The following is a 26,512-nucleotide window of genomic DNA, read 5'->3' on the forward strand; positions in this document are numbered from 1 at the left end:
CACGCACAATCAATACCTATCTTTCGTATGACAAAGCTTTGTCCGTAAATCCGGTGATCTCAGCCCCGCTTTGACCAGGAAAAACTTCCGTCTTTAGTTTTTCGTTTTCTAGAACCTGGAATAGTGCCGTTGCCTGAACTTGAGAGTTTTGATTGATCGATACCGACCCACCGCCACCATTTGGGGCCTCTATAAGTTCGTATTTAACTACACCCGAGTCAACACCTATGGTCGCTGGATCAGGCGTGTTACCTTTAACGGCAAAGGCCTTCGGACTGCCTTGGTAATCGCCAAGGGAAATAATTATGTATTGTGGGTCGTTGGCGTAATACAACAAGGCTAGATGTCCAACCCAATAGCCATTCGAGCCAGTGCCCCCACCACTTCCACTTACCCCAGCGTAACCATTAGTCCCTTCTTTAAACCAGTTACCTATCAGTTTGCCAGGTATGTCGTAATCGATCTTGCCACTATACGGTTTCGCTTGGCGAGTACTTTTCGAAAGCATCTTGTCCTGCAGGCTCGAGCTAAAATACGAATAAAAATCGTCTGTGTGAACTTTCCAAGGTTCGGACTCGTACATCTCGGGGTGAATAAAGCCTGGTAGGGTTATCGAAAAGTTATAGACAGCCGTATCGAGCGATTGCGCGCCGATTCGACCGATTTCTTGACCAGCCTTTACCGGAATTCGAAGACTCCCTTTACTGCCATTTGAGCCTAAATCTCCGACTTGTTTTGCGATTATATCATCAAGTTTGGTTACTAGGTCGAAATAGCTAACAGTCTGGCATGAATGCTGGAAAATTATTCGATATTCGGGCGGTCTGGACTCTCCACTATCAACCATCACCCCTCTTGCTCCCACCTCAACTATATATCCATCGGCCATAGCATAAACTGGGAAAGCATCTCGATCTGAATTCTTTGGATAGAAATAAAGATGATCGATCGGAGTTACATGTGCTCCAGCAGTTAAACCATAGGGAGAAATTGAATCAACATTCTCTATATCCATCGGTAAATTTTGCATAGACACGCGCTCATTAGAGCTGCAGTCTTTGAGCCAACTATTATCTAAGCTACTGCTCGCAGCTTCTTCGCTGTTGTTTGGCTGTTTAGCTTGCTTTCGATAGACATAAGTTCCTGCAATAACAACTACCGAGGCGCATAAGATTAGCCCGATGAAGCCCAAGACATGACCAAATCCTTCTCGTCGACTTTCAAAATGTTTTATATGCAAATTACAACCCACCCCTAAAAGATACTTTTTAGATACAAGCGAACTATTTCTTGAATTCGCGCTTGAGCATCATGGCCACACCTGCGGTCATTACGCCGGCGGCGATCAGGCTAAGATAAAAGCCAAGACCTGTATTAACAACACCAAAGCCGAGGCTGGTGTCAGGCCAATCGGTTAATACGATTATTAGGGCAAGCACAGAAGTTGCGCCAGCACCCAGTAATAAATTACGTCGCTGCTTCTCGACAAGGTTTAGCGAGCCCGCAACTGTTGCTGCTAACAGCACCAAAATTATTCCACCATCTGCATCAAAACCATTAGCTGATGATTTAAATAATTCGGTGTCTACGCTCACCCATGGCAAGAATAAACCAACGAGCAAAGCTGCTGCCCCAACAACAACTGCCATCAAAAATTTATCTGATTTTACTTGTCCAACTAACTTATTAACGTCGAAAGATGATTTCGCACCTTCGTTTGCTGTTTTATTGTCGGCCATATTCACTCCCCTATTTATAGACAGATTGTAGCACGCCTATCAAGGCTAGAGAACAAAAAAATATTGTAGTCTAACTATTACCGATTTGTTTTGGCTTGTCCTGAGAATTTTGGCTACGGAGTTTCGAAAGCGTATCTTGCAATATACTAAGGAACTTTTCGGCATGTTCGACGCTCATCCCAACACGGCTAACCGCAATCGGCTGGCTATTAGAGCCAAGGCCTTGAAGGAAATTGAGTGTAACGCCGTATTTATTAGCCGATACGTTAACCATATCGGTAAAGACTATTTTCGCATCAGGTAAAGGTAAAAAAACGGTGGTAGCCTTTTTGTCGTCACTGCTAGCAGTGTCGTTTTCGCCGTAGCCGGCTAGTTTCCACAAACTGAGAACTTCGCCCTCGGCAAGCTCAAAATGACTCGCTAGTAGCACTAATAGCTCTTCCGATGGCTGAACGCTGCCTTCTTCAATCTTCTGCAGATGCTCTATATCGTGTTCAACCGCCCCAGAAACTTCGAAGAGCGACTTATGAGCTTGTTCGCGTATCTCTTTTATTTTCCTGCCAAAATCTTTGTATGGTTTTTCCATGTAGATATATTTTACTATTTCTTTAAATCTCAGACAAAAATTCCTATAAAATATCTGTATGACAAACACGGAATTTCTCGAGCGAGTTAATCATTTAATCGAGCTGAGCCCAAAAGACCAGCAACAAATTATGAAAGCCCTGGAATTTGGCGCTAACGCTCACACCGGGCAAACTAGAGCTTCTGGAGAAAACTATTTTACTGGCCATTGTATGCCAGTTGCAATACATGTAGCCGAACTTGGATTAAGCGCAAATATGATAATCGCCGCCTTGCTGCACGATACAATCGAGGACACCTCAATAACCCATAAAGATATTCGGAAAGAATTTAACAAAACCGTTGCTGATTTAGTCGAAGGTGTTAGCAAGCTTGGTAAGCTAAAATACCGCGGCAATGAGCGACATGTAGAATCTCTGCGGAAATTCTTTGTAGCTGCCACTAAAGACGTTCGGGTGATTATTCTGAAATTATGCGACAGGTGGCATAATCTCGAGACGCTTGAGTATCTCCCAGAAGAAAAACGCAAGCGGATCGCTCTAGAAAGCATGATGATTCATGGTGCGCTTGCCAGCAGGTTGAATATGGGTAAATTGACCAATGCCATAAACGACCTAGCTTTCCCCTATGCCATGCCCGAAGAATATGAAAAAACTCTGAGCTTACGCGAAAGTTTCCTAAAGCAAGAAGACAAGGTTATCGAACAGATGTATCGCGATATGTTACGTGTCCTTACCGATAGTCTAGGATACACTCCCAAGATAGACCGTCGCAAAAAAGGAATCTATAGTTTCTATAAAAAGCTCGAGCGTAAAGAGTGGAACACCGATCAAATACACGACATGATCGCAATTCGAGCAATCGTAAAAACAGATGCAGACTGCTATAAAGCACTTGGAGCAGTTCATGCAAAATGGCGACCTGTTCAAGGGCGAGTAAAAGACTATATTGCCAGCCCTAAGCCAAATGGATACCAGAGTTTGCACACGTCGGTTTTTACTGGTCGGGGTAACGTACTTGAAGTCCAGATACGCACCGAAGATATGCATCAATTTGCTGAGTTTGGTATTGCTGCTCACCATACCTACAAAGCCGATACAAAGTCTGCCCGAAAAAACGAATTCGACTGGATCGATCAACTCGGCGACATTAAGCAGGATGAGTCGGTTGACGATTATCTAAAAGATCTTCGAACAGATTTTTTTGCCGATAGAATTTTTGCTATGACGCCTCGCGGTGATGTGATCGACTTACCTCGCGGTGCAACGGTCTTGGACTTTGCTTTTGCTGTTCATACCGACCTCGGGATGAGTGCCCAGGGTGGAAAAATAAATGGCGTATACAAGGCACTCAAAACACCTCTCGAAAGCGAGGATATCGTCGAGATAGTCCCAGGTAAGAAAACTCACCCTACAACCGATTGGCTTAACTGGTCTATAACCAACCTTGCTCATTCGCGCGTACGCAAAAAACTCGGCCTACAGCGCAAATTTGTGCCCAATAAAAAAGCCAAGACTAGTAGCGCGAAATAAACTCTTTGGTTTGTTGGCGTAACTCTGCAAGTTGTTTTTTGCTGCTTCGACTAGAGATTGCCCTGTCGATCCAGTCGGCAATTAATTCCATGTGTTCCTCGGTAAGTCCACGCGTCGTAACTGCTGGTGTGCCAAGACGCAAACCACTCGGCCTAAAAGGCGGGTTTGTATCGTCTGGTATGGCATTCTTATTGCTTGTTATGCCAATTGCTTCAAGTGCCGTTTCGGCTTCGGCGCCATCAATCCTGCGACTACCAAGCATATCAATCAGCATCATGTGATTACTGGTCCCACCAGTTATCAGCTTAAAGTTACGCTTTTTTAGCTCACTAGCTAAGTGGCTTGCATTTAGGAGTATCTGTTTTGAATAGAGTTTGAATTCTGGTGCTAGGGCTTCGCCAAATGCGACCGCCTTGGCCAAAACTGCATGCATATGTGGCCCGCCCTGGACTCCGGGAAAGAGTGTCCGATCAACTAAAGTTGGTAGGTTCTCGATTGTCTTTTCTGGTTTTTTTAGTGGGTTAGTAACTTTACCTCGAGTAAGAATCAGCCCGCCCCGTGGGCCACGTAGAGTTTTGTGGGTTGTACTAGTCATCATGTGAAAACCATAATCAAATGGATTTTTAACTACACCGGCAGCGATCAATCCGGCTATATGGGCAATGTCGGCCATTAATACTGCGCCTATTTCGTTCCCAATTTCAGCAAATTTTGCATAATCTGGTTCGCGTGGGTAAGCGCTAAAACCAACTAAAATTATCTTTGGTTGATGTTTTTTAGCTAGCTTGCGTATAGCCGCATAGTCTAACTCACCTGTACTTATATCTTTCATGCCGTAGCGCACAAAGTTGAACTGTCTAGCCAACATCGTAACTGGGTGGCCATGAGTCAGATGTCCGCCATGGCTTAAGTCCATCGCCAATATTGTGTCGCCTGGATCGCACCAAGAGTTGTATGCGACCTCATTGGCCTGTGCTCCAGAGTGCGGCTGCACGTTAGCATGATCGGCTTTAAACAACTTTTTGGCTCGATCTATAGCCAATTGCTCGACTTGGTCGGTGTTCTCTTGCCCGGCATAATAGCGCTGTCCGGGATAGCCTTCTGAATACTTGTTGGTAAAAACCGATCCTAACGCCTCAAGAACATCTTTGCTGACATAGTTCTCGCTAGGAATAAGCTCGATTCCTTGGCGCTGACGCAAGATCTCTAAAGCCAATAGTTTAGTTAACACCTCGTCTTTCATATTCACTATTATACTTCCTAAAACCCACAAACCTACTAGTTTTTATTCGAATCCAACATATCACTTGTGATATAATTTATTAATATATGACAACTGTTAATCAAAAAATTGGCATACTTATTCAAAGAACACGGCAGCAACGCAACATTACCCAAGCAGATCTCGCCAAACTAATCGGCACTTCACAGAGTGCCATAAATCGAATCGAACACGGTAAACAGAATTTATCACTCGAAACAATCGCCAGAATTAGTGACGCCCTCGATAAGCAGTTGATGAAAGTAAGCGATAGTGTCAGTCTAAGAATTCATGGTGGCAAAGAACTGCACGGAGCAATTGAGGTCAATACCTCGAAAAACGCTGCCGTTCATCTCCTCTGCGCTAGTTTATTAAATTCTGGTACAACTCGGTTAAAGAAAGTTGCTAGAATCGAAGAAGTTTTTAGGATTATCGAAGTTCTCCAAAGCATTGGCGTCGATGTTAAATGGCATGGCGCAGACCTAGAAATAAAACCACCAAAAAAACTCGATCTAACAAATTTAAACGCAGACTCTGCTCGTAAAACACGTAGCATTATCATGTTTTTGGGCCCACTCATGCATCTGAGCCACCAGTTCGAGATACCATACGCAGGTGGCTGCAAACTTGGTAAGCGCACCATCCAGGCCCATAGCTACGCCTTAAACGAACTTGGACTAAATATTGAGACAGCCAACGAGACATATCAAATTACCGCCAACCCTAGAAAAGCATTACGTCCGATTGTCATGTACGAAAGTGGCGATACGGCTACAACCAATATCCTGCTTGCCGCCGCTAAGACTCCTGGCAAAACCATCATTAAAATGGCCAGTGCTAACTATATGGTCCAGGACATCTGTTTGTATTTGCGTGAGCTCGGTGTCCAGATTGACGGTATCGGTTCTACAACCCTAACAGTCCATGGTGTAAGCCATATTAACAAATCTGTTACATACAGCCCGAGTGAGGATCCTGTTGAAGCAATGACTTTCATTGCGGCGGCCGTGACCACAAACTCGTCAATCTTAGTCAGACGAGCGCCGATTGACTTTCTGGAGCTCGAACTCCTCAAGCTAGAAAAAATGGGTCTTAAATTTGATGTTTCAGCCGCTTATTCGGCAGACAATGGCTACACTCAGTTGGTCGATGTTCGCATATTTAAGCATAATGGAAGCTTGCAAGCGTTAGCCGACAAGATAGACAGCCGGCCATTCCCAGGTCTGAATATCGATCATTTACCATATTTTGTACCAATCGCCGCGACAGCTCATGGTCGAACTCTAATTCACGATTGGGTCTACGAAAACCGAGCGATTTATTACACCGAATTAACCAAGTTAGGTGCCGACATCGAGCTTGCCGATCCTCACCGCGCATTCGTAACTGGACCGACAAAATGGCGTCCGACAGACATGGTTTGCCCAGTGGCATTACGGCCAGCGGTTATCAATCTGATTGGTATGTTAGCTGCGCCAGGTGTTAGTGTATTGCGCAATATTTATACAATTGCACGAGGCTACGAGGACATTGCCGAGCGCTTTAATTCGCTTGGTGCCGACATAGAGGTTATCCACGACTTGTAGTTTAGTCTGAAGATGGCGGCTCGATATCTAATGCTACCGGATAGTCAAACGGGCTATCGACTATTCGTCCGGGCCGTACGCTTAGATCCATTCTTGCCTGACCTTCATGTAGCTGAGATTCAATTTCCCTGATAGCTAGCTCAAACGCTTCTACATCTATCTCTCCAGACAGTGCACCAATCCGACGCAATGCGGTAATGGTGATACCTGCAGCATATTCACCACCCCTTAAACCAGTTGTATGTGCATCAGCAGATGATGTGCCCTGATGCTCGCAAAACAAGGCCGCCGTAATAGCAGCCGCTCCTGCCGGACGCCCATCCCTTTGTCTGTCAAAACCCCGAATTTCTAGTGTCATATTTATAAAGTATTTCAAAGGCCACTTAGTTGCAAGCACAAGCAAATATAAAACCGGTCAAACGACCGGTTTTATATTTGGGGCGAATGATGGGAATTGAACCCACGACCTCCTGGACCACAATCAGGCGCTCTAACCAACTGAGCTACATCCGCCATAAAATTTAATTTAAATTTAATTTAAATTAAATTTACACTCACCCGCAGCTTTAGATGGACTTGAGTAAGCGAGATTAATACTACTACAAAACTACTGTTAGCAATAGTTTGTAACTGGCACTCCGGGAGGGATTCGAACCCCCGACCTGCGGGATAGAAGCCCGTTGCTCTAATCCACTGAGCTACCGGAGCGCGATATTGTCTAAAAACAACACCGGTAATATTACTAAAAGACACCTTAAAAATCCAGAGGCTACAATTGCAACGACTGGTTTGATATAATCTGCTGGCACACATGCGGGTGTGGTATAACGTTTATTATTCCTGCCTTCCAAGCAGGCGACGCGAGTTAGACTCTCGCCACCCGCACCAACGTCATAGTCGAAGACGAGCATCAAACCTAAATCTGGCAATCAAGTGGCCAGATTTTTTGTTTGATACATCATCGCTATTCCTTTACCCCACAAAACAGGTTTTGTAGGGGCCCCGATAGTCGAAGACGAGCATCAAACCTAAATCTGGCAATCAAGTGGCCAGATTTTTTGTTGCAGTCCGGCACAAGAAGCGCTTATACTTTATGCAATGAACCCGGATGATCTAAATATACTTATGAAAGTCATTGTGGCCGTGTCGCTTGGCGGCCTGATTGGTATCGAACGCGAAATTGCTCGTAAACCAGCAGGCATCCGAACTCATATGTTTGTAGCTGGTGCAGCAACCACAGTAATGTCAATTAGTGGCGTCTTGATAAATGAGTTTGCTCTTGCGCATGGCAGTGTTCAGTCTGACCCAGTCCGAGTAATCGAAGCGGTGATAGTTGGTATTAGTTTTATTGGCGCTGGTACAGTTTTAAAAAGCGAGAAAAGCCATAATGTCTACTATCTCACCACCGCAGCTTCAATTCTATTCGCAGCAACTATCGGCATAACTGTTGGCCTGGATAGAATATTTTTGGCTTTCGCACTTACTCTTCTAGTGATTTTGATTAACGCCGCAGTTGGCAACATCGAACAAAAGGTGCTAGGCAAAGACAGGCACGAAGTCGACAATGTCAAAGAATAGTGATCTCAGTTAGAAGAACTAAGAAATCAGTCTTTCAAGACCGTCACCCAAAAAATAAGCTATGGCAGCCGCAACTGTACCTAAGGCAATAACTTCTTGGATACTTACCCAGAGAGTAGTCTTATCGACCCGCGACTTGATAGCTGCCACAATTACAAACGAAGTTATTGCAAATCCGCAAGACATCAAGAAGGTTACTAGCCTCGACATTGTAATTGCTAAATCGATTGCATATGGGATTATTAATAATCCACCGAGGATGCAAAAAGCAGAAAAAGTTACTGCAGCCATCCAACGTGGCCGACGCTTGCGAGCCGCTCGTGCCGACAGGTAGGCACTAACAGCCATCGAAAACCCATCGGCGCCAACGTTGGCTGCTGCCAATATAAAAGTCATACGCTCATCTAAACCTGCACCGTATGCACCTGCTATAACTGCAAAAGTCGAAACCGTGCCATCAACACCACCGTAGACTATCTGGGGCACCGATCGTTTGACACCTTTAAGAATCACACTATGCCTCCAAATATCAGACCAGTGACAATTGGGATTATTAAATTATCAATACCTTTATCGGCAAATAGTTCGGCAGAGGCAATTATGAATGCTGCCAAAAACACATATAGCGCCCCTATGTCGTAATTTACGTTCGGGGCTAAATCGGCCAATGTCCAAAATAATGCGCCAGTGGTTAACACGAATAGAAAGCATGCCGAAGAACCAGCAAAGGATTTTATTCCAAAAACCCGACTTGGCTTTTTCTTTTTGCCGTATTTTCTGCCAACAATCGCGGCTAAACCATCACCTATGCCGAGGTTAATGATTGCTAAAAAATAGACTTCGGGCTGTTTGAAGAAAAACGCCGTCACAGCAATTGCGACCGCATAGCTAACTTCCCCATATGTGAGTCTCTTTACGGAGTAAAGCGACTTAAAAAGCTTTAGTTTTTTAAAAATGTATACGCCGATACCCATAGCAAGTGCCATGCCTATAACATATCCAGCGGGCAAGAAAAATCTCCATGTAGCTATCCAGGTTGCTGACAGCATATGGACAAATTTACGGCTATACTCACCTTTTAAAATTTTGTGAGACCAAAGAAACTGGCCTAACAACACAAGCAAGACAACAGGTGTAAGTGAAACTAGTGAAAGAATTAGGTCTTGGCTGTTTATGTTCATGGTTTGTTTTTATTATGGCATATCTTCTAGAAATATGAACTAAATCTGCTATAATTTCCTCGCTTAACTGTTTTCTAAAGCTAGTTGGCTTTACTTAGCAGTACCCGTCTAAGCGGGGCCAAAACCAAAAGGTATACTGGTTTTGAGAGCAAAATGGCCAAGCTACTTGCCCCAATTTTTCATACCAAGAACTTGTTCTGTTTGGAGAATTGAGAGGAGTAGCGACGACGGGGTGTAGCTCAGTTGGCTAGAGTGCGCGGTTTGGGACCGTGAGGTCGTAGGTTCAAGTCCTATCACCCCGACCAGATAAAAATCGTCCTAAGTGGACGATTTTTTGTTGGTAAATTTTGATTATTCGTGTTATAATTTGCATAAGTTATGAAATATATTTCAATATTTTTTGTGGTTTTGGTTATTTGGATAGCAGCTATTCTAATGGCGCTATCACGCCAAGAGACTGATCAGATCTTCCGGCTATTTGTGGCCACAGTTTTTTGCACCTGTATTCTATTCTTAATTGGATTTGCCAAGAAATAAGGTAGATTAATGGCTCGGCAAAAACAGTCTATTGCCGCGATTAAGCGTTATCGTGCTGCCCGAATGGGTAAAATTTTGACACGTGCATTTTATCTGCATCGGCGCGGTAAAAAAGATGAACTAACCGATTTTATGGCAAATGAAATGGTTGCGCTAGGTGGTGTTTACGTAAAGTTCATGCAAGGTGTTCTACTTCAGAGCGAGTTCATGAAACGCTGGCGAAGTCCAGACAAGCTCAAGATTTTTGAAAGACTCGAAAGTGAACCGCTCAATATTGTCGAAATTCTGAACACTGAGATTCCTGCGAAATACCTAAAAGATATCGTGGAAATTCAACCACAGCCTTTTGCGGCTGGATCTTTTGGCCAAGTATATTATGGCAAGCATGCTAATGGTAAGCCAATAATCGTAAAAGTGTTGAGGCCAATGATCCGCGAAACACTTAAATTCGACCTCAAGTTACTAAGCGGATTTAGTAAGGCTCTTAGTAAGCGAATGTACCAGAACGCTTCACTGGATATGGGGCAAGCTTTTAAGGACTTCACAGAGGCAACTTTGCATGAAACCGACTATGTCGCCGAAAAAGAGTTTGCAATCGAGCAGTACCAACACTATAAGGACCACCCTAAACTTGTTATTCCTGAAACCTACCCAGAATTGTGTTCCGAAAATATCATTACTCAGGAATATATCGGTGGCATCTCGGCTGCTTACTTGGTTGGACTCGTTCAACAAGGTGTCGACCCGATAAAATATGTCGAGGAGCAACTTGGATCAGACTTAGAGCTACAGCTAAAGACTCTGGCTTACGAACTGATTCTAGGAGTCTTTACAATGCCAAGGATTCAGGGCGATCCACATCCTGGAAATGTTAAGTTGTTGCCAGAGAATAAGGTCGCATTGATTGATTTCGGCATATCGGCCCGCAGCACCGACAGTAAAGGCGCTTACTTCGGGCTACTTAAAGAGTATGACAAGTTGAACAAAGGCAAATTTGACATGATTAGCCTGTTTACGAATACTCTGCGTTTCTTTGGTGGAGACCTATATCGTGCACTACTTAAACTCGGTAATACCTTTGCTAGCAATGTCGATATGAATAAAGAGTTAAGTCGAGTAGTGAGTACGAATTTTAAAATTTTGTCTGGCGGTATGGATATTAAAGAGACCATCAAAAACCCCAAAGCTATTACGATTCTTAATCGGATAGCCAACAAAGACAATAAGTTTGGATTCGTGGTCAAAATTGAGTCAACCGAGATGCTTCGGGCTGCTCAATCGGTAGTAACCTTACTCGACAGCCTTGGCATGTACCAAAAAGTGGTGCCAGAAGTGTACGATGCAATAATCAAAAAAGTCGAAGCCGAAATGCCCGAGATTGCTACCGAACAAGACCCAAGCATCAGCACCGACCGTGCAATCGATATTGTCTCGAACTGGCTCGAGCGTGTCGCCGATCGCGACCCAGCCCTATTCAAAAACTTAATGGAAAAAATGCACATGAAACAAAGCGTTAAGGCTGTTAAAAATCATCCAACCTCTGTAAAATCTGAGGAGAATGATGAGAAGCAATCGACAGAGTGATCAGTCTTCGGGTTTTACCAGAACCAAACGAGTGCTTGGTCTTACTCTCGGCGTAAGCTGGCTATCGTTTAGAAACCAAAAATATAAAGCCTCCGAGAAGCTCGTACAAGGACTTCAAGAGCTTGGTGGAATCTATACAAAATTCTTACAGATACTTGTTAACCTGATGCCCGATTTTCCTGGGGTGACAGACGATATTCGCCACAATGTATTCTCTAAACCTTCTTATCAAGATGTAGACGTTATTGATGCGCTTGGTTCGAATCTCGACGCCAACGATCTAATGCGCATTTCGCAAATCCAAAATCAACCCTTTGCATCGGGTAGTTTTGCCCAAGTTTATGAGGCCTTGTTAGATAACCAAATGCCGGTCATTATCAAGATATTAAGACCACACATTCGAAGACAACTAAAAACCGATCTAAGGCTTCTGGCAGTCTTGGCACGCCTGGCTCAACCGCTAATACGTTCCGATATAGTATCGACCGTAAGACTATACAAAGATTACAAACGTACTGTGATGCAGGAAATCAGCTACCGAAAGGAGGTCGAATCTGCCCTACTTATGGCCGAAGAATACGCTGGCAACACAAAAATTGTTATCCCAACAACCTACACCGAACTCTGTACACCCGAAATAATTGTTCAGGAAAAACTTGAAGGTATTAGTTTGAGTAGCTTACTCCAGCAGGCAGGTGGCAATGGCAGTCTAGCGATTGAAATTGCCAAGAGTCAACTTGGAACAGATATTATCGACCAACTTTCGGAACTTGGCTTTAGTTTAATCAGTTCATCGATTGAAGGCCCTTATATGTACGGCGACCCACACCCCGGTAACATAATTTTCATGCGCGATGGCCGAGTCGGTATTATCGATTTTGGAGTTATTTTGCCTCAAGTGGTCAACCCTTACGATCTTTATGATGTCCTAGCTAACGAAGGTCTAATGAACTACGACCATAACGCATCGACAAACATAGCCGAACATATACTCAAAGTTTTCAGACTCTATAACCCAAAAATATATCGGGCTTTAGAGCGGCTCGACAAAGACATTAAGTCGACCAGCTTACTACAAGAACTAGTCGAGCTCGTAGACCGGATTATCGAACCGTCAAAAAATATGATTCGCAATAGCTACAACCGTGGCTTAGGTATACCTACGCGAGTAATTATGGACGCCTTGAACGGCAAGGATCAAAACAATCGTTTTGGGCTGATGGCATACGAGCCAACTGCTAGATTAGCTCGCGCCCAGTCCCAGTTTTGGAATGCCGCCGAACAGTTAGGTCTAATCCGAGAAACATCGGTAGAGGTTCATCGCAAATTGCGTGAAAAGTTTAACAATATTATCGATAGCTTCAAAAAAGAAGAGTCTATGAGTTTTTCGGAAGCCAGTGAAATAATTAACGACTGGTTTACCGAGTTAATGCAGCGCGATCCATTGCTATTTAGGGAACTATTTGCTAAAATACGTAAAACATTGCAAGAATACGAAAAGGAGCCAAGTAATGCTTAAAGATTTTCTACTGTTCATCAAATACCCCTACACTGCAGGGATCATTGCGATTATTTGGCTTGGTTCGGCAGCATTTATAGCACTCGACAAGCAACTAAACCTGATCGATGTTGTGATTATCGATATGGTCGTCAGCGTAATTATTGCTGGCTTTGGCTTCCGCGGCAAAAAAGAGATGTAAATATATGGCAAAGACTAAGGATTTTGTTCGAGCAGAACTAATTGATGCTCTGACTTTAGATCATGTTGATGCAGATGACTTGATCGAAGAATGCCTTAGGCTAGAGCATATCCTAGCCAAGCTCAACCCAGATCTTTGGCCAGATCTTTATGAATCACTCGAGCAACTTGGATATATATATTACAACTCATACGACTTTTCCCAACCACAGACCTATAGTCCCCTAGCACTAGAAGAAATACTTGGCATAACAGACCCAGATCTAGCCTACGACAAAGCGCGCAGAGTATGTCTTACTAGCTTTCACCGAGACGCACTCCCAAAGTTGATCGGGTCTAGACCAGACTTTTTAATCGCAAAAATGGTTACGGCTGGAGAAATAAGAATTATCGTTGGCGACGATCCAAACGCAAACGAAAGCAGTGCTGCAAATGTCGTGATTCATCCGCGACACACCGTTAGACTAGTTGAAGATGGAGTAGTAGATCCGAAAGTCTTGCCTAGCAAGTTTACTCAAGCCATTGTCGGCGCAGGTGAAGTGATCATAATGGACCCTGCTTTAATGCATACTGTAATTACCACAGGTGTTGGCGACGAAGGTTCAAGACAAAGTACCTCTAACTTTTTCCGGATGAGTAGGTAGGGTTTGTGAGTATGTTCGTCAAACCGAACCCAATCGAGGCAAGCGTAAGATCAAATCTAACCCAAGGAGGTCTTTTGATTGTTAGAGAAGGGCTAGATGGAATTGATGCGTTAACAGGGCATCTTGGTGAAACATCCGTGACTGAATGGACAGGAGATTTCACCGCTCCGCATATTGACTACATCGGCCCACCAAGCATAGAGCAAATGGTAGTATATGCTGTTCACGTTGGAAGTGTTATTTTTGGACAATCACTAAGCTCTACGTCCGATGATAATTTTGATAAATACACCCATGGCGAAGTCCTGGCTCTACTCGAAGCTGGTGAGCAGATAACTGCCAGCACCCTGTGTGGATCGGGTATTTATCAGGTTGTTAAACTCAACCGGGGTGATTGTGTTGTATTCAACGCCGCACGACTACACGCCGTAGCAAACCCCGACCCCACAAAACCCAGATGCTGCAGAACTCATGCGAGTAAAGCTTATGAAAGACAACAACTTTCAAATCTAGGTATCAATCTATTCTAATTTAAGAGTTTCTGGATCTGAGTTATCGAGTCTGATTTACTTGCAGACTTGGTCTCAATTAATACCGCGTTCAGTTGCCATGGTTTGCTTTGGTCTAGCTCGTTCTTAGTCTGAACGTTGTCTTTCCAGCGGGGGATCACACTATCTAAACTCACACCCAAACTACTATGTAAGTTACCGCACATGCCGACATCAGTGATGTGGGCGGTGCCGTTTGGTAAAATCATCGCATCGGCAGTTGGCACATGCCAGTGGTCGCCAACAATTGCGCTCACCTTGCCATCTAGGTAGTAGCCAATGATCCGCTTCTCACTCGAGTAGTCACCATGAAAGTTCACGATAATTGCGTCGGGTGTACGCTTAGCTAGCTCTTCATCCAAGATCTCATCAATCATAGTTAGCGGATTACCGACACCAGGTAATGGTTTGCCCACCGTTTGGCCAAGCAAACTTACGAACATTATCTTCTTGCCATTCTTTTCCAAGAATTTGGCACTTGGTCCAGTGTAGGCTTCGAAGTTGGCGGGGCCAATGATTGGCTCGGCTGGGTTTTCGAGCTGCGGGCGAATTGCATCGTCAAATGGTGTCCAGTTGCCGCCAGTAAAGAAATCTACGCCGGCTTGTTGTAGCCTACGAACGTCATCGAGCTTCATGCCGCGACCATTGCTTAGGTTCTCGCCCTGAGCTACAACCACATCAGGTTCGTATTGTTCTTTTAGTTCTGGCAAATAATGCAGCAGTACTTCTTGCCCAGCACTCCCCATAACATCCCCAAAATATAGAATCTTCATACTATTATCCTAACAAAAGTCGTCGATTTTGCTATTTGGCGAATTCGATAGCCCGAGTTTCGCGGATCACGTTTACCTTAATCGTGCCCGGGTACTGCATAGTCGACTCAATTTTAGTGGCTATATCACGAGCAACTTTGATACTTTGCAGATCATCGAGGTCTTGTGGTTTAACAAAAATCCGAATTTCGCGACCGGCACTAATTGCATAGCTCTTTTCGATACCAGGAAAACTATTGGCAACATTTTCGAGATCCTTCATACGCTCGATAAAGTTTTCGGCACTAATGTTGCGTGCACCAGGACGAGCGGCACTAACAGCATCGACTACTCGAACCACCATGGCTTCGATTGTAGTAGCCTCGACATCGTCGTGGTGAGCTTCGGCAGCATGAGCTATTTCTTCTGGAACACCATACTTACGTAGCATTTCACCACTCAAATGATGGTGCTTGCCTTCCATCTTATGGGTCAATGATTTACCTAGATCGTGTACAAGAGCTGCATATTTACAGATTTTTACATCGGCGCCGATTTGCTCGGCAAGCACACCAGCAATCTGAGCCATTTCTACACTATGCTTTAGAACATTTTGACCATAGCTAGTCCTAAAACGAAGTTCACCAAGCAACTGCAAGACTTCTTTTGGTATACCGACAATGCCCACTTCGCGGGCGGCATCTTCGGCAGCTTTCGTAACATCCTTCTGAACCTGCACCTGAGCTTTCTCAACTACTTCTTCGATACGGCCAGGATGGATTCGACCATCTTTCATAAGCATCTCGAGTGCTTGGCGAGCTACTTCGCGACGTACAGGGTCGAAACAGCTTAAGATAATCATGCCTGGCGTATCGTCGACCAAGATGTCCACACCTGTGGCTCGTTGTAGCGATTGAATGTTCCGACCCTCTTTGCCGATGATTCGGCCCTTCATGTCTTCGTCTTCGAGTTTGACGGCAGTGATTGTTCGTTCGGCAGTTACTTCGCTAGCCATCCGCTCCATCGCTCCGACCAATACGGCGGCTGCATTTTCGTCTGCCTGATCACGAGCTTCATTCTGCAACTTTGCTACAAGGCCTTTAAGATCTTCACGGATATCGCGCTCGGTCATTTCCATTAGTTTATCGGCAGCTTCAGATTTTTTGAGCTTTGCGATTTTTTCGAGCTTTTCTTGTTGTTTGGTCCGAATATCACGAATGGCATCCTTGAGTTCGGTTATCTCGACTTCTTCTTTGCGAAGTTTCTCGGTTCTTTTATCAAGCTCGTCGAGCTTCTTGTCGAGATTGCTTTCGCGCTCTACCAGACGTTCTTCGAGCGCAGAGATATCTTTACGGCGTTTAGTTTCTTCTTTGCGTACTTCGTCTAAAATGCGGTGTTGCTCTTCTTTGGCATCACTCAATAGTTTGTCGGCCTCTTTTTTAGCCTTATCGAGCCTTTTATCGGCTTCTTGCTGAACCGAACCTAATTTTTTCTTTGACTGTGCCTGACTTGCTCCAAATCCAGCAGCAACGCCAACAAGCGCCAATACAATGGTAATTGGTTCCATATCCTACCTACTTTCTATTTTGCGGCAAAAATAGCGCATCAAGAAAATCGCTATCACTTCTCTATTTCTTGACTCTCGCAGTTGCCAATAAATTTATCAAAATTTTAGAACCCGCGATTCTACGGACTAATCCACACTCACCAGATTCTACTTATAATATAGTCCTGTTTAGCACGATTGCAAAATTTATTTTCGAGGTTGGGTTATGCGAGCTTCGCGACCGTAAAATGGTTTGACAATTTTCTGGTCTTGACCAGCTTCGAGCTTGGCGACTGCCAGAGTTTGCCAAGCATCACCCTGCTCGCCAACAATTGGTACATTTAGTCCGTAAGCTAGGGTGTTGGCCACGGTTATGCCTATGCGTAAGCCAGTAAAGCTGCCTGGGCCTTCGAACACGCCAATACCCTCGATGCTTGTGTAGCTCAAACCTTGAGCATCTAGTAATTCTTTTATCTTGAGTAAGATTGTATCGGAAAGTTCGCGGTGGGCTCTCCAAATAACGCTCTGGTCGTTCAGATACAATTCGGACTCGGGCTTATCGGTGCGAATTAGTAAGATGTTCTTCATGCTATGCCCTCGGTCAAATAGCTAAGTTCCGCGGGGCAAATAAACTCAAATTCACGCTGGTTCTCGCTTGGGGCAGTGATTTTGATTTGCAACCGCTGCTTGGGTAACAGGTCTTGTACCAGTCCTGCCCACTCGATAATTACTAGGTCTTCGCCGGCTTGCACAACTTCGTCGAATTCGTCGCTCATAATCCCGGCTTCTTCTAGACGGTAGAAGTCGAAATGGTGGACCTCGAAGTTCGGACAATAGTAAATATTTTCGATTGTAAAACTTGGACTGCTCACCATATCTGCACTGCCAAGTGCAGCTAGCAAGAATTTGGTAAAGGTAGTTTTTCCGCCACCAACATCGCTAGCCAGCTCGATCACCTCGTTACCACGAATATTAGCAGCTAGTTTATTTGCTAGTTGCTCGGTTTGTGCGGTACTGCCAGATTTTATGCGCAATGTCGCGTCGGTACTCATAACCCGAATATAATAGCGTAGCTAGCCCCAGCCCACCAACCATAAGCCAAGAAGTCAGACTGCTTTCGATCTTTGGTGGCTCTCGGTAAACGCTCGAAAATTGACTCGAGTTAGAACTTTCTGTGTCATTCGTTGCTTGATTAACGATCTCGACAAGTTCGTTTTTGGTAGCTGGAGTAGGTAAACTCGTCCACTGCCAAACGCCGTCGATAAGTGCATAAGACTCGCCTGTTTCTGCCTCATCATACGTAACTACATCACCCCATTGTTCCCCATTAGGCAATAGTAGACGTGCCGCTCCACCAGAATTGCTTAGAGTTAAGCTGGTATCCTTGGAATAAAGCACGATGTATTCGCCTGGACCAATTGAACCAGACGAGAAAGTGTGGCTGTACGAAAAATTACTTCCTGTTTGGACAATCAAGCCTCTTAGATCAATCTTACTGTTATTCGGGTTGTAGAGTTCTATGAACTCTCCCTCAGAATCCTTAACTGGGCTGGCTGGGTCTGGCAATAACTCAGTGATAATGATTGGTTTAAAGATGTTAAACTTGGCCGGATCAACATATACACTTGTCTTCTTACTAGTCGACTTTTTGCTAGCAGATTTAACAACTGTAATTGAAGCTCGATAGACATTTGGTTTATTGGGGGTGGGCATACTAGTGAACCGCCAGACACCATCGAATAAAGCATAGGCTTCACTTGTTTTAACCTTTGGGTAGCTTACTTCGGCTCCCCAAACCTTGCCACTCGGCAATACCAGGCGTACCGAGCTACCAGAATTAGCCAAAGATATATTCGCTTGACCGGAGTAGATTGCTAGATACTGCTGTGGTTTAAGAGTAATCCCATCAAGCGGTAGCTTACGTGAATATGTCGAGCCCATCTGCATAACAATGCCGTCTAAATTCACATTGGTAGTGTTCGGGTTGTAAAGCTCAACAAACTCACCTTCGGCATCGGTTACTGGGCTGGCTGGGTCGGGTAGAAGCTCGTTGATAACAACCGGAGCCAATTCGAGAAAAGCATCGTCGGGATTGGTTGGATCTGTAGAAGTATCAAGAACATCTTCGACAGGCGGTGTGTCGCCAGTATTGTCTTCGGGCACTTCTGGTGGATCAGTATTGGTGTTTAAGGGTGTTGGTTCGAGCATCATGAAATCGAACGAGTTATCGTTGGTGTCAATTAGTTGCACCAGTTCCTCGTCTGTATAGGCAAGACTTGGGTCTTCACAGTTGAGTCCTGGAGCCGGTTCCGTAGCTGGATCGACCGGCACCATAGGATCTGTAACTCCATCGCAGGCTGGATCAACCGGCTCGAGCGTATTCGCAAAATTAATTCGCTGCAAGCTAGTTGTGTTGGTGTGAGTTATTGCTACTTGTGTCTCTGGAAAAACGGCAGTACCCCAGCCTAAGCGATCGAGCTCAATTGCTTCGTCTTCGCTGCGGACGACGACATGACCACCACTAGCGGCCATTCCGGAAGCTTTTTGCAGAAACCCCGAGGCATCGGGATCTGGGTATTCCTCGCGAACAAAGAATATATAGCTACGTGGCGCCAGCCAGCCAGTTAAATCGACTTCTAAACTAGTCGTCGAACCACTCGCCGACACATAAACAATCTCGTATCCTTCCATATTAAAGAACCCATCACCTGGATTATAAATCTCGATCATTTCGTCGAGAGCAGCCTCGCCCTCGGTCTGTACTTCACTTATCCAAATAGTTGCCGGCTGCGAAACCGACTCAGAGTGAACAGGCGCATAACAAAAAAGTGGGGAAAAAGCGATTAGCATAGCCTGCATTATCTTTTTCATGAGTCTACTATAACATGAGCATTTTTGGCTTTGTTGTTTAAGTCGGGGTGAGTACAATATTTTTATGTTATTTTTAGCCAAGAATGTAATAGGAATGCCTGTCTCGAGCATCCGATTAGCCGGCAAGGTTGCCGAAGTAACTGGTATACTTGTCGACCCAGATCGACTAAAAGTTGTGGCTTTCTGGGTAAAGACCGGCGGTAAAAACGTTGACGAGCTACTACTGTTCGAAGATTTGCGTGACTTTAATATGCGCGGCCTAATTATCGACGATCTACATAATATTTCACCAGTAGAAGAGCTAACTAGGCTGCAGCGCATCTTGGACATTAACTACCAGATACCGGGCAAAAAAGTTGTTGGTAGTCGTGGCAAGCTTGGTACTGCCGAGAACTTTAGCTTTGACCCACAAACAGCAGAAGTTATGACAATTTCTGGCAAGCCGAGTCTATCACGTCGATTTAATCAGAACGAATTTACGATTCACCGCAGCCAAATATTAGAAGTCGACGACAGTCAGATACGAGTCAATGATGGCCCACAAACCGTTAGCTCTGGCGCCAAAGTAACGGCGACCGACTAATAAGCTTCACGCTTGAGCTTGCATAGGTGTATTTACATAATTAATATTACCAGATGTCGAAAAATGAAGTCGTTATCCCGCCAGCTGATTTTTCAACCAACTGTCAGCGCAGTATTGATGTAGATGCGGCTGGCCTTATATACCGCGAAGTGTTACAGAGGTGCCGTCCGGTAGTGTCGAGTACCATCTTTGGCATAAACGCACCCACCGAATTACAGAACGTCCCTTCAAGATTGTCGGCACATCTTGGAGCCCAATCAGTAGATATGTGCCTGCAGACAGCAATTCTTAAACAAATAAATCATAGCTATTATGGCGAATCCTTATTAAATCTATTTGGTATCAATCGTCCAGACAAACCGAGCTCAATAGTTGGATCGTGGCAAGGACCCATACCTGCAAGAGTCGACCAGGCATTCAAAGATGATCTATTAAGGCAATTAGAGAATTTGGATTTAGACCCATCGATTGTACTTAAACTTATAGAACAATATAGAGCAACAAGGCTGCCTGAGTTTGTCGAAATATTTAATAAACTTGCCGGTGGTGAAACAGATACTAAGCTCGACGATTTGTTTTTGTTAGCACAAGAGATGATTTTTAATCCTGAATTTAGTTTCCCAGATGATAGTGCTGAATCAGCCTATCTGCTCTGCTACATCGACCCCCGAATCCGAGTACTCCTGAGAAGCATATTAGTAGCTAACCAGCTTTTTAGACGCATGGAGAGATCGTTAGTTAATCTTGATGAAGATGCTATCCAGATGCTGGCTTCCTTGAGGATAGCAACTGCGGCACATGCATTAACCGGTCAGTACTGGCAGCAAGCATGTCGGACTTATCAAGTATCGCCTCAAACTGAAGAGCAGATGGTGGCATACAGTATAAGTGAATTAGAAGCCCAAAGAACCTTAGATGAACTTATTAGAACCCCTGGTGGAAAACGCATTATTGACATATACCAGCTGGCTCGAGAATCGTTAGTCGAAGAGGTTGATCAACTTGCGCACGTAGATGAGTTTGGGATATTCACCAATACCGATACCGGTCACGGACTGAATAGATTCGAGAATTTTCCGGCAACATGGGCCGAAATGTCATTATTAGATAAGAATGTAGGCCGTCCGTCGAAAACGGGTGGTAGCGCAGTCATCTACGAAGACAACGAGACTCAAGCAAGGACATGGGAGCAAATAATCGATAAATATACACCGTACGATCAAATGTTATCGAGCGACACATCGGAATTAGTTTTAGCCGAAGCCAGAAGAGGACATGTTGGTCTGTACGTAATCGATATCGACAATCCTGAAGGTGAATTTGCTGGAATCGAGCTTGCCGCAGAACTGCTAGAAATAGCCTTTGAACATTACACACGTAACCAATCGGTAGATACCGCCGACCAGAAGCGAGTACGTATTGTCTTGTGGTCATCCTCTGCAAAGTTAGTCGAACATGCTGCAGATCACTTTAGAACTAAGGTAGTGAAACGCTATAGCGGTAATGATGTTGGCTTTAGCATTGGAGGCACAGGTTCATCTGGCAGGGTAATAAGTGTTGTCGTCTGCAATAAAGTCGCCAGTCAACTTACTCGGGCCTAATATCATCTAGACACTTTTTTATATCGTCGTAGCTAAAGCCTTGCCTCAACAGATACTCAATCAACTTTTGCGTGTCTTGGTATTTGGTTTGGCGTGACTTTTTGGTAATTAGTTTTTTGAGCATGTCTTGGTCAGTTGCCTCGTTTTCGACCAAAACTTTGTCTATAATTTCTTTGGCCACCCCTTTTTGGGCTAGTTCACCACGAATTACTCGAGCGCTTTTGGCTTTGCTACCTCGCCTGCACTCGACCCAAAACCGTGCGAATGCTTCGTCGTCTAAATACCTCTCGACTCTGGCCACGATATAGTCTTTTTCCTCGTCGTCGTATTTTAGATTATATAATCGATTATATAATTCACGACGCGAGTGTGGCCGGCGCAGCAACCAATCGAGTGTACGTGCATAGGCTTTGCCCATGTCGGAGTGTTTTTGCAGAACTTTAAGCTCGGCTTCGGAAATTTCTTGGCCGTTCTTGATGCCCAAATCGGCAATTTGATTGAGGCTTAAGCCAAGTGCAAACTTACCATCAACATACACGCTCACCCGCTCCGGATTCTTAATCTGTGCTTTTAAACTTGTGATTTTCATGTCAATGCGGCGACTGGATTACTCACCAGCGGGTTCGTTGCCTTCAATAGTCGTTAATTCATCCGGAGTCGCTCGTTTTATTTCATACGCCTCAAGAGCCACAAGCCCAGCCAATGTCGCGAAACCTAGATCTGGTAGGTAATAAATGGCTTCGAGGGTGTAACCGCCGAGTGTTCGAAACAGTTGATTGCCAACCTTAACCTCTACATCAACTCTCTTGCAGGCTACATCCACTGCGACAAAGCTAGCAAACGTCAGCATCGAACCGGTTATAACGTTGCATACACGCCTTAAAACATAGGCACCATCTTGAGTCACTTCATTACTTGCTAGTTCTGCAAGGCTCGCTACTCTGATGCTATCGGATTCGTCAGAAAACATACCAATCTTGCGGGCGACATAGGAAAGTGGTCTAGGTCGACGCATTAGGGTGCGCTCCTGAACTTTCACTGCAGGCTTCTGCCTCGAGACTTACATAACTTTCCGGCTTTTCAGATTGATTTATACATGCCCCGACTTGATCCAACTGCCTATATGCGCTAAATCCATGCTGCGGATCTTCTGCCATTGCTCTCAGGATGCTTTCATCCGTTAGATAAACTTGTACACCACTAGCCATTACCTCATCCAAAACATTTACCTCACGTGTGCTCAAAGGAGTGACTATCTCTTCCGACACCCATTCAGTATTTGGAGTACCATGCCCGACTGCCGATCTAAACTGCTTTGAGTCTAGCTCATATAGATATCCAGGAGTGTTGCGCATGCGCTGTATGCCTTGCGTGTCCACAGCTAGCCTCCAAGCTCCCCCGTCTGTAAAACGTGATAATTGATATTCTGGATCATCAGGTTTATATGCCCAATCGAAAGCAAAACACAGCGCATAGCCCATGTCTGAACTAGCGTACACAAAATTCGGTACGTCCTCGTTTGGCTTAGCTCTGTTGTAGGCAGGATCCAGCAGACTGAGTCGTTGGCTCGAGCCAACAAATAACCTCTCTGGCTTTTCTGGCTCGCGTGTCAGTGCTGACTGCTCTGTCACAGACTACTCCTCAGTTTTAATAGAGCGGATTTTTTTGTCGATTTCGGCAAGGACTTTTGGATTGTCTTTAAGATACTGCTTGGCAGCTTCGCGGCCTTGGGCGATTTTGTCTGAGCCGTAGCTAAACCACGCACCAGCTTTTTCGACAATGCCGCGGTCGGTAGCTAGATCGAGCACATCGCCTTCGGTGCTAATACCTTCGTTATACATGATATCGAACTCGGTCTGGCGGAAAGGTGGTGCGATCTTATTCTTGACCACTTTTACACGTACGCGGTTGCCAATAATATCTTCACCTGCCTTGATCTGGCTAATTCGGCGGATATCCATGCGCACACTCGCATAAAACTTAAGAGCATTACCACCAGTAGTAGTTTCTGGATTACCAAACATCACCCCGATCTTCATGCGGAGTTGGTTAATAAAGATAACTGTGCATTTACTTTTGTTGATTATCCCAGTTAGCTTACGCAAAGCTTGGCTCATTAGGCGAGCCTGCAAGCCCATGTGGCTATCGCCCATATCACCTTCAATCTCTGCCTGCGGAGTAAGTGCAGCCACCGAGTCGACTACTACCATGTCGACCGCTCCAGAACGGACTAAGGTTTCGACAATTTCGAGAGCTTGTTCGCCATTATCTGGCTGCGAGAGAAGAAGCTCATCGATATTCACACCAATCCTTTTAGCGTACTGTGGGTCGAGGGCGTGTTCGGCGTCAACAAAAGCAGCTGTACCGCCAGCTTTTTGCAGTTCGGCGATTGCATGGAGTGTAAGTGTAGTTTTACCACTACTTTCGGGGCCATAAACTTCGATGATTCGACCTTTCGGAATACCGCCACCCAAGGCCATATCTAAACTCAGCGCACCTGTCTTTGTAGTTTCGACATTAATTGTGTGTTCTGCGCCAAGACGCATAATACTACCCTTGCCAAACTGTTTTTCGATTTGTTCGAGAGCCGCACCGAGAGCTTTCATTTTGGCATCGTCCTTAACTGGCGAGTCGTCTGCCTTTTTGCTAGTTGCCATTTCTACCTCCACATGACTTTTACTAGCATAAGTATACCTGAAATCACCTATGGGTACGATGTTAAAAAAACCATACTTCGCAACTCTAGCTGATGAGTTTGGCATCCTGTACAATAAACACAAGCATGAATATTCCAAATGCAACTGTCTCGAGACTACTGCTAGAGTCTGGAAAGCTAGAAAAAGATGAGCTTGATCAGCTCGAGCTTCAAGCTAAAGACGAAAAAATTACCCTGCAAGAAATGCTCGCTAAGGAGAATAAGTTAAGCGAAGCTGAGTTAACCGAGCTTTACTCTAAAGAGATAGGCGTTGCTTTTACTGAGATCGATGTCAAAAACTTAAACATGGATATTGTTCGGCAAATCCCTGAAAAAATTGCCCGCAAATACAATATGATTCTCTTTAAAGATGACTTCGAAGAGAGCGTTAAACACATCGCCATGGAAGATCCCGACGACTTACAAGCCCTGGATGTTCTCAAGAAAATGTTTACCGGAACAATCAAAATTTATATTGCAACCCACAATAATATATTGAGTGCACTCGACCAATACCGAGGGAATATTAGTAGTGAGATTACCAAAGTCATTACCGACGGCGAAGACGAAGAAGAGGAAGAGGTCGACGAAGAAGAAGTTACCAGCGAAGACTCCCCTATAGCCCAGACTGTCAATCTGTTGGTGGAATACGCAATCAAGAGCGGTGCGAGTGATATTCATATCGAACCTCGTGAAAAATATGTATCGATAAGATATCGGGTGGATGGAGTGCTAAAAGAAGTCAATAAACTACCAAAGCGAACTCTAAATGCACTAGTTTCAAGAATCAAGATTCTAAGCAATCTAAAAATCGACGAACGCCGAGCGCCTCAAGACGGTCGATTCAAAATTAACATGAATGGACGTCTGTTTGCGTTTCGTGTAAGCACCTTGCCAATTACAGAAGGCGAAAAAGTAGTTATGCGTGTGCTCGATGAGTCGAGCGAACCGCTATCTCTAGATAAGCTTGGTTTCTGGGGAGCGGCTCTGAGTAGTATAAACGAAGCCGCAGCTCAGCCTCATGGTATGATCCTAGTAACAGGGCCGACCGGATCAGGGAAATCTACAACTCTGCAAAGTGTTTTAAATATTCTAAATAGCCCAGACGTAAATATTTCAACCGTTGAAGATCCAGTCGAATACAAGATACAGGGTGTAAATCAGACGCAAGTGAACCCTGTGGCTGGCATGACTTTTGCAAATGGCCTCAGAGCACTGCTTCGGCAGGACCCAAACATTATCATGGTAGGAGAAATTCGTGATGGTGAAACTGCTGGACTCGGCGTCCAAGCAGCGTTGACTGGCCACTTAGTTTTTAGCACATTACACACTAATAACGCAGCCACCTGTTTGCCTCGTTTACTAGACATGGAAATTGAACCCTTCCTAATTGCTAGTGTGATCCGAGTTGTCGTGGGTCAACGCCTTGTTCGTAAACTCATCCAGGAAGATGCTGAAGAGTACGAACCAGATGCAAACGAAATGCGCGAGATCGAGCGTGTATTTAGCATTAAGACAAAAGATGATTGGGCCAGAATCGGTAAACTATGCGACCAAGCCCGAGAAGCATTTGGGCTCGAAAAATCTAAGGATAGTAAGTTGACCTTCTTCCGACCAAAGTCAGACTTAAAAGATCATTCTGGCTACCGTGGCAGAATGGGTATCTACGAGGTACTGCGTAACAGTAGCGAAATCCAGAAGCTAATTGTCTCAAACGCTACCAGTGAACAGATCCAACAGCAAGCCATTAAGGAAGGCATGGTCACAATGCAGATCGATGGACTTGTAAAGGCTTCACTTGGAATGACATCGATAGAGGAAATCTTAAGAGTAACTAGAGAGTAGATAATTTATGGCCACTTTTAATTATCAAGCCCTGAGCAAAGAGAATAAGCGAGTCACTGGAACACAAGATGCCGGTAGTACTCAAGAACTGGCAGAAATCTTAAGCAAACAAGGTGTGCAACTGCTGTCGGCTAAAAAAGCTGGC

At 44.7% G+C, this 26,512-nt stretch carries 28 protein-coding genes and 4 tRNA genes; 14 read left to right on the top strand and 18 right to left on the bottom strand.

Translation table 11 applies throughout. From position 1 onward, the window contains the following. Positions 1-16: 16 nt before the first annotated feature. The 3 genes from H6798_00165 to H6798_00175 form a co-directional block, all read right to left on the bottom strand. Complete coding sequence (locus tag H6798_00165) at positions 17-1,240, bottom strand: hypothetical protein (protein ID MCB9820944.1); 1,224 nt, start codon at positions 1,238-1,240, stop codon at positions 17-19. 43 nt (positions 1,241-1,283) lie between these two features. Next, positions 1,284-1,739: a hypothetical protein gene (locus tag H6798_00170; GenBank protein MCB9820945.1), complete on the bottom strand. Its 456-nt coding sequence runs from the start codon at positions 1,737-1,739 to the stop codon at positions 1,284-1,286. 70 nt (positions 1,740-1,809) lie between these two features. Beyond that, positions 1,810-2,325, bottom strand: coding sequence for a hypothetical protein (locus H6798_00175; GenBank protein ID MCB9820946.1), 516 nt, complete (start codon positions 2,323-2,325; stop codon positions 1,810-1,812). A gap of 58 nt (positions 2,326-2,383) precedes the next feature. Between H6798_00175 and H6798_00180 the strand changes: the two genes are divergently transcribed. After that, positions 2,384-3,856, top strand: coding sequence for a bifunctional (p)ppGpp synthetase/guanosine-3',5'-bis(diphosphate) 3'-pyrophosphohydrolase (locus tag H6798_00180; protein MCB9820947.1), 1,473 nt, complete (start codon positions 2,384-2,386; stop codon positions 3,854-3,856). On the opposite strand, the gene H6798_00185 is transcribed toward H6798_00180, so the two are convergent. Beyond that, the gene (locus tag H6798_00185) at positions 3,840-5,099 is read right to left on the bottom strand and encodes a serine hydroxymethyltransferase (GenBank protein MCB9820948.1); all 1,260 of its coding nucleotides are present in this window, start codon (positions 5,097-5,099) and stop codon (positions 3,840-3,842) included. The genes H6798_00180 and H6798_00185 overlap by 17 nt on opposite strands. Positions 5,100-5,185: 86 nt before the next feature. On the opposite strand from H6798_00185, the gene H6798_00190 reads away from it, so the two are divergent. Continuing rightward, a complete protein-coding gene (locus H6798_00190) occupies positions 5,186-6,703 on the top strand; it encodes a UDP-N-acetylglucosamine 1-carboxyvinyltransferase (protein ID MCB9820949.1) in 1,518 nt (505 codons plus the stop codon). Between the two features lies 1 nt (position 6,704). Here H6798_00190 and H6798_00195 read toward each other — a convergent pair whose 3' ends face one another. The 3 genes from H6798_00195 to H6798_00205 all read right to left on the bottom strand — a co-directional run bounded on the left by H6798_00195 (position 6,705) and on the right by H6798_00205 (position 7,411). Next, positions 6,705-7,061 carry a hypothetical protein gene (locus H6798_00195; protein ID MCB9820950.1) on the bottom strand — a complete coding sequence of 119 codons (357 nt, stop codon included), beginning with the start codon at positions 7,059-7,061 and terminating at the stop codon, positions 6,705-6,707. A gap of 78 nt (positions 7,062-7,139) precedes the next feature. Beyond that, positions 7,140-7,216: transfer RNA gene (locus tag H6798_00200), tRNA-His, on the bottom strand. Between the two features lie 118 nt (positions 7,217-7,334). Then, positions 7,335-7,411, bottom strand: a tRNA-Arg gene (locus H6798_00205). Positions 7,412-7,516: 105 nt separating this feature from the next. On the opposite strand from H6798_00205, the gene H6798_00210 reads away from it, so the two are divergent. Both H6798_00210 and H6798_00215 read left to right on the top strand, forming a co-directional pair. Further along, a tRNA-Gly gene (locus tag H6798_00210) sits at positions 7,517-7,591 on the top strand. Positions 7,592-7,801: 210 nt separating this feature from the next. After that, positions 7,802-8,281, top strand: coding sequence for an MgtC/SapB family protein (locus H6798_00215; GenBank protein ID MCB9820951.1), 480 nt, complete (start codon positions 7,802-7,804; stop codon positions 8,279-8,281). 18 nt (positions 8,282-8,299) lie between these two features. On the opposite strand, the gene H6798_00220 is transcribed toward H6798_00215, so the two are convergent. Beyond that, positions 8,300-8,794, bottom strand: coding sequence for a VIT1/CCC1 transporter family protein (locus tag H6798_00220; GenBank protein ID MCB9820952.1), 495 nt, complete (start codon positions 8,792-8,794; stop codon positions 8,300-8,302). Next, entirely contained in the window at positions 8,791-9,462 is a 672-nt protein-coding gene (locus tag H6798_00225) for a hypothetical protein (GenBank protein ID MCB9820953.1), read from the bottom strand. The genes H6798_00220 and H6798_00225 overlap by 4 nt, the downstream gene beginning before the upstream one ends. A 228-nt stretch (positions 9,463-9,690) precedes the next feature. Here H6798_00225 and H6798_00230 point away from each other — a divergent pair. The 7 genes from H6798_00230 (at position 9,691) to H6798_00260 (ending at position 14,456) form a co-directional block, all read left to right on the top strand. Next, a tRNA-Pro gene (locus H6798_00230) sits at positions 9,691-9,767 on the top strand. A gap of 73 nt (positions 9,768-9,840) precedes the next feature. Beyond that, positions 9,841-9,999, top strand: a complete 159-nt coding sequence (locus H6798_00235; GenBank protein ID MCB9820954.1) for a hypothetical protein — start codon at positions 9,841-9,843, stop codon at positions 9,997-9,999. Between the two features lie 9 nt (positions 10,000-10,008). Further along, a complete protein-coding gene (locus H6798_00240; GenBank protein MCB9820955.1) occupies positions 10,009-11,583 on the top strand; it encodes an AarF/ABC1/UbiB kinase family protein in 1,575 nt (524 codons plus the stop codon). After that, the gene (locus tag H6798_00245) at positions 11,558-13,102 is read left to right on the top strand and encodes an AarF/ABC1/UbiB kinase family protein (GenBank protein ID MCB9820956.1); all 1,545 of its coding nucleotides are present in this window, start codon (positions 11,558-11,560) and stop codon (positions 13,100-13,102) included. The genes H6798_00240 and H6798_00245 overlap by 26 nt, the downstream gene beginning before the upstream one ends. Next, the gene (locus H6798_00250) at positions 13,095-13,283 is read left to right on the top strand and encodes a hypothetical protein (protein ID MCB9820957.1); all 189 of its coding nucleotides are present in this window, start codon (positions 13,095-13,097) and stop codon (positions 13,281-13,283) included. The genes H6798_00245 and H6798_00250 overlap by 8 nt, the downstream gene beginning before the upstream one ends. A 4-nt stretch (positions 13,284-13,287) precedes the next feature. Beyond that, positions 13,288-13,926 carry a hypothetical protein gene (locus tag H6798_00255; GenBank protein MCB9820958.1) on the top strand — a complete coding sequence of 213 codons (639 nt, stop codon included), beginning with the start codon at positions 13,288-13,290 and terminating at the stop codon, positions 13,924-13,926. Positions 13,927-13,937: 11 nt separating this feature from the next. Then, positions 13,938-14,456, top strand: a complete 519-nt coding sequence (locus H6798_00260; GenBank protein ID MCB9820959.1) for a hypothetical protein — start codon at positions 13,938-13,940, stop codon at positions 14,454-14,456. Here the strand turns inward: H6798_00260 and H6798_00265 are convergent. The 5 genes from H6798_00265 to H6798_00285 all read right to left on the bottom strand — a co-directional run bounded on the left by H6798_00265 (position 14,453) and on the right by H6798_00285 (position 19,643). Next, entirely contained in the window at positions 14,453-15,247 is a 795-nt protein-coding gene (locus tag H6798_00265; protein MCB9820960.1) for a YmdB family metallophosphoesterase, read from the bottom strand. The genes H6798_00260 and H6798_00265 overlap by 4 nt on opposite strands. A gap of 31 nt (positions 15,248-15,278) precedes the next feature. Then, entirely contained in the window at positions 15,279-16,793 is a 1,515-nt protein-coding gene (gene rny, locus H6798_00270; protein ID MCB9820961.1) for a ribonuclease Y, read from the bottom strand. A 186-nt stretch (positions 16,794-16,979) separates the two neighbouring features. Then, positions 16,980-17,360 carry a tRNA (adenosine(37)-N6)-threonylcarbamoyltransferase complex dimerization subunit type 1 TsaB gene (gene tsaB / locus H6798_00275; GenBank protein MCB9820962.1) on the bottom strand — a complete coding sequence of 127 codons (381 nt, stop codon included), beginning with the start codon at positions 17,358-17,360 and terminating at the stop codon, positions 16,980-16,982. Further along, on the bottom strand, positions 17,357-17,824 hold the full coding sequence (gene tsaE / locus H6798_00280) for a tRNA (adenosine(37)-N6)-threonylcarbamoyltransferase complex ATPase subunit type 1 TsaE (GenBank protein MCB9820963.1): 468 nt from the start codon (positions 17,822-17,824) through the stop codon (positions 17,357-17,359). The genes tsaB and tsaE overlap by 4 nt, the downstream gene beginning before the upstream one ends. Then, the gene (locus tag H6798_00285; GenBank protein ID MCB9820964.1) at positions 17,757-19,643 is read right to left on the bottom strand and encodes a lamin tail domain-containing protein; all 1,887 of its coding nucleotides are present in this window, start codon (positions 19,641-19,643) and stop codon (positions 17,757-17,759) included. The genes tsaE and H6798_00285 overlap by 68 nt, the downstream gene beginning before the upstream one ends. Before the next feature lie 64 nt (positions 19,644-19,707). Here H6798_00285 and H6798_00290 point away from each other — a divergent pair, with 64 nt between their 5' ends. After that, positions 19,708-20,226, top strand: coding sequence for a hypothetical protein (locus H6798_00290; protein MCB9820965.1), 519 nt, complete (start codon positions 19,708-19,710; stop codon positions 20,224-20,226). A gap of 53 nt (positions 20,227-20,279) precedes the next feature. Then, positions 20,280-21,827 (top strand): hypothetical protein, encoded by a 1,548-nt coding sequence (locus H6798_00295; protein MCB9820966.1) that lies wholly within the window; start codon positions 20,280-20,282, stop codon positions 21,825-21,827. Here the strand turns inward: H6798_00295 and H6798_00300 are convergent. From H6798_00300 to recA, 4 genes are read right to left on the bottom strand one after another with little or no spacing between them, the layout of a single operon-like run. Next, positions 21,814-22,416: a RecX family transcriptional regulator gene (locus H6798_00300; protein MCB9820967.1), complete on the bottom strand. Its 603-nt coding sequence runs from the start codon at positions 22,414-22,416 to the stop codon at positions 21,814-21,816. The two genes, H6798_00295 and H6798_00300, sit on opposite strands and share 14 nt — an antisense overlap. A gap of 18 nt (positions 22,417-22,434) precedes the next feature. Continuing rightward, positions 22,435-22,842, bottom strand: a complete 408-nt coding sequence (locus tag H6798_00305) for a hypothetical protein (GenBank protein MCB9820968.1) — start codon at positions 22,840-22,842, stop codon at positions 22,435-22,437. Beyond that, positions 22,829-23,458 (bottom strand): hypothetical protein, encoded by a 630-nt coding sequence (locus tag H6798_00310; GenBank protein ID MCB9820969.1) that lies wholly within the window; start codon positions 23,456-23,458, stop codon positions 22,829-22,831. Before H6798_00310 ends, H6798_00305 begins: the two co-directional genes overlap by 14 nt. A 3-nt stretch (positions 23,459-23,461) precedes the next feature. Next, positions 23,462-24,484, bottom strand: a complete 1,023-nt coding sequence (gene recA, locus H6798_00315) for a recombinase RecA (protein MCB9820970.1) — start codon at positions 24,482-24,484, stop codon at positions 23,462-23,464. Between the two features lie 125 nt (positions 24,485-24,609). On the opposite strand from recA, the gene H6798_00320 reads away from it, so the two are divergent. Next, positions 24,610-26,367, top strand: coding sequence for a type II/IV secretion system protein (locus H6798_00320; protein MCB9820971.1), 1,758 nt, complete (start codon positions 24,610-24,612; stop codon positions 26,365-26,367). Positions 26,368-26,512 lie beyond the last annotated feature (145 nt).

This window comes from Candidatus Nomurabacteria bacterium, from assembly GCA_020631905.1.
In the GTDB taxonomy this organism is placed as follows: domain Bacteria; phylum Patescibacteriota; class Saccharimonadia; order Saccharimonadales; family VXPC01; genus JACKGQ01.

Excerpts from the sequence above, each read along its gene's own strand:
- H6798_00170 (MCB9820945.1), bottom strand. The coding sequence starts at position 1,739 with ATGGCCGACAATAAAACAGCAAACGAAGGTGCGAAATCATCTTTCGAC.
- H6798_00175 (MCB9820946.1), bottom strand. The coding sequence starts at position 2,325 with ATGGAAAAACCATACAAAGATTTTGGCAGGAAAATAAAAGAGATACGC.
- H6798_00180 (MCB9820947.1), top strand. The coding sequence starts at position 2,384 with ATGACAAACACGGAATTTCTCGAGCGAGTTAATCATTTAATCGAGCTG.
- H6798_00185 (MCB9820948.1), bottom strand. The coding sequence starts at position 5,099 with ATGAAAGACGAGGTGTTAACTAAACTATTGGCTTTAGAGATCTTGCGT.
- H6798_00190 (MCB9820949.1), top strand. The coding sequence starts at position 5,186 with ATGACAACTGTTAATCAAAAAATTGGCATACTTATTCAAAGAACACGG.
- H6798_00195 (MCB9820950.1), bottom strand. The coding sequence starts at position 7,061 with ATGACACTAGAAATTCGGGGTTTTGACAGACAAAGGGATGGGCGTCCG.
- H6798_00215 (MCB9820951.1), top strand. The coding sequence starts at position 7,802 with ATGAACCCGGATGATCTAAATATACTTATGAAAGTCATTGTGGCCGTG.
- H6798_00225 (MCB9820953.1), bottom strand. The coding sequence starts at position 9,462 with ATGAACATAAACAGCCAAGACCTAATTCTTTCACTAGTTTCACTTACA.
- H6798_00235 (MCB9820954.1), top strand. The coding sequence starts at position 9,841 with ATGAAATATATTTCAATATTTTTTGTGGTTTTGGTTATTTGGATAGCA.
- H6798_00240 (MCB9820955.1), top strand. The coding sequence starts at position 10,009 with ATGGCTCGGCAAAAACAGTCTATTGCCGCGATTAAGCGTTATCGTGCT.
- H6798_00245 (MCB9820956.1), top strand. The coding sequence starts at position 11,558 with ATGATGAGAAGCAATCGACAGAGTGATCAGTCTTCGGGTTTTACCAGA.
- H6798_00250 (MCB9820957.1), top strand. The coding sequence starts at position 13,095 with ATGCTTAAAGATTTTCTACTGTTCATCAAATACCCCTACACTGCAGGG.
- H6798_00255 (MCB9820958.1), top strand. The coding sequence starts at position 13,288 with ATGGCAAAGACTAAGGATTTTGTTCGAGCAGAACTAATTGATGCTCTG.
- H6798_00260 (MCB9820959.1), top strand. The coding sequence starts at position 13,938 with ATGTTCGTCAAACCGAACCCAATCGAGGCAAGCGTAAGATCAAATCTA.
- H6798_00265 (MCB9820960.1), bottom strand. The coding sequence starts at position 15,247 with ATGAAGATTCTATATTTTGGGGATGTTATGGGGAGTGCTGGGCAAGAA.
- rny (MCB9820961.1), bottom strand. The coding sequence starts at position 16,793 with ATGGAACCAATTACCATTGTATTGGCGCTTGTTGGCGTTGCTGCTGGA.
- tsaB (MCB9820962.1), bottom strand. The coding sequence starts at position 17,360 with ATGAAGAACATCTTACTAATTCGCACCGATAAGCCCGAGTCCGAATTG.
- tsaE (MCB9820963.1), bottom strand. The coding sequence starts at position 17,824 with ATGAGTACCGACGCGACATTGCGCATAAAATCTGGCAGTACCGCACAA.
- H6798_00285 (MCB9820964.1), bottom strand. The coding sequence starts at position 19,643 with ATGAAAAAGATAATGCAGGCTATGCTAATCGCTTTTTCCCCACTTTTT.
- H6798_00290 (MCB9820965.1), top strand. The coding sequence starts at position 19,708 with ATGTTATTTTTAGCCAAGAATGTAATAGGAATGCCTGTCTCGAGCATC.
- H6798_00295 (MCB9820966.1), top strand. The coding sequence starts at position 20,280 with ATGTCGAAAAATGAAGTCGTTATCCCGCCAGCTGATTTTTCAACCAAC.
- H6798_00300 (MCB9820967.1), bottom strand. The coding sequence starts at position 22,416 with ATGAAAATCACAAGTTTAAAAGCACAGATTAAGAATCCGGAGCGGGTG.
- H6798_00305 (MCB9820968.1), bottom strand. The coding sequence starts at position 22,842 with ATGCGTCGACCTAGACCACTTTCCTATGTCGCCCGCAAGATTGGTATG.
- recA (MCB9820970.1), bottom strand. The coding sequence starts at position 24,484 with ATGGCAACTAGCAAAAAGGCAGACGACTCGCCAGTTAAGGACGATGCC.
- H6798_00320 (MCB9820971.1), top strand. The coding sequence starts at position 24,610 with ATGAATATTCCAAATGCAACTGTCTCGAGACTACTGCTAGAGTCTGGA.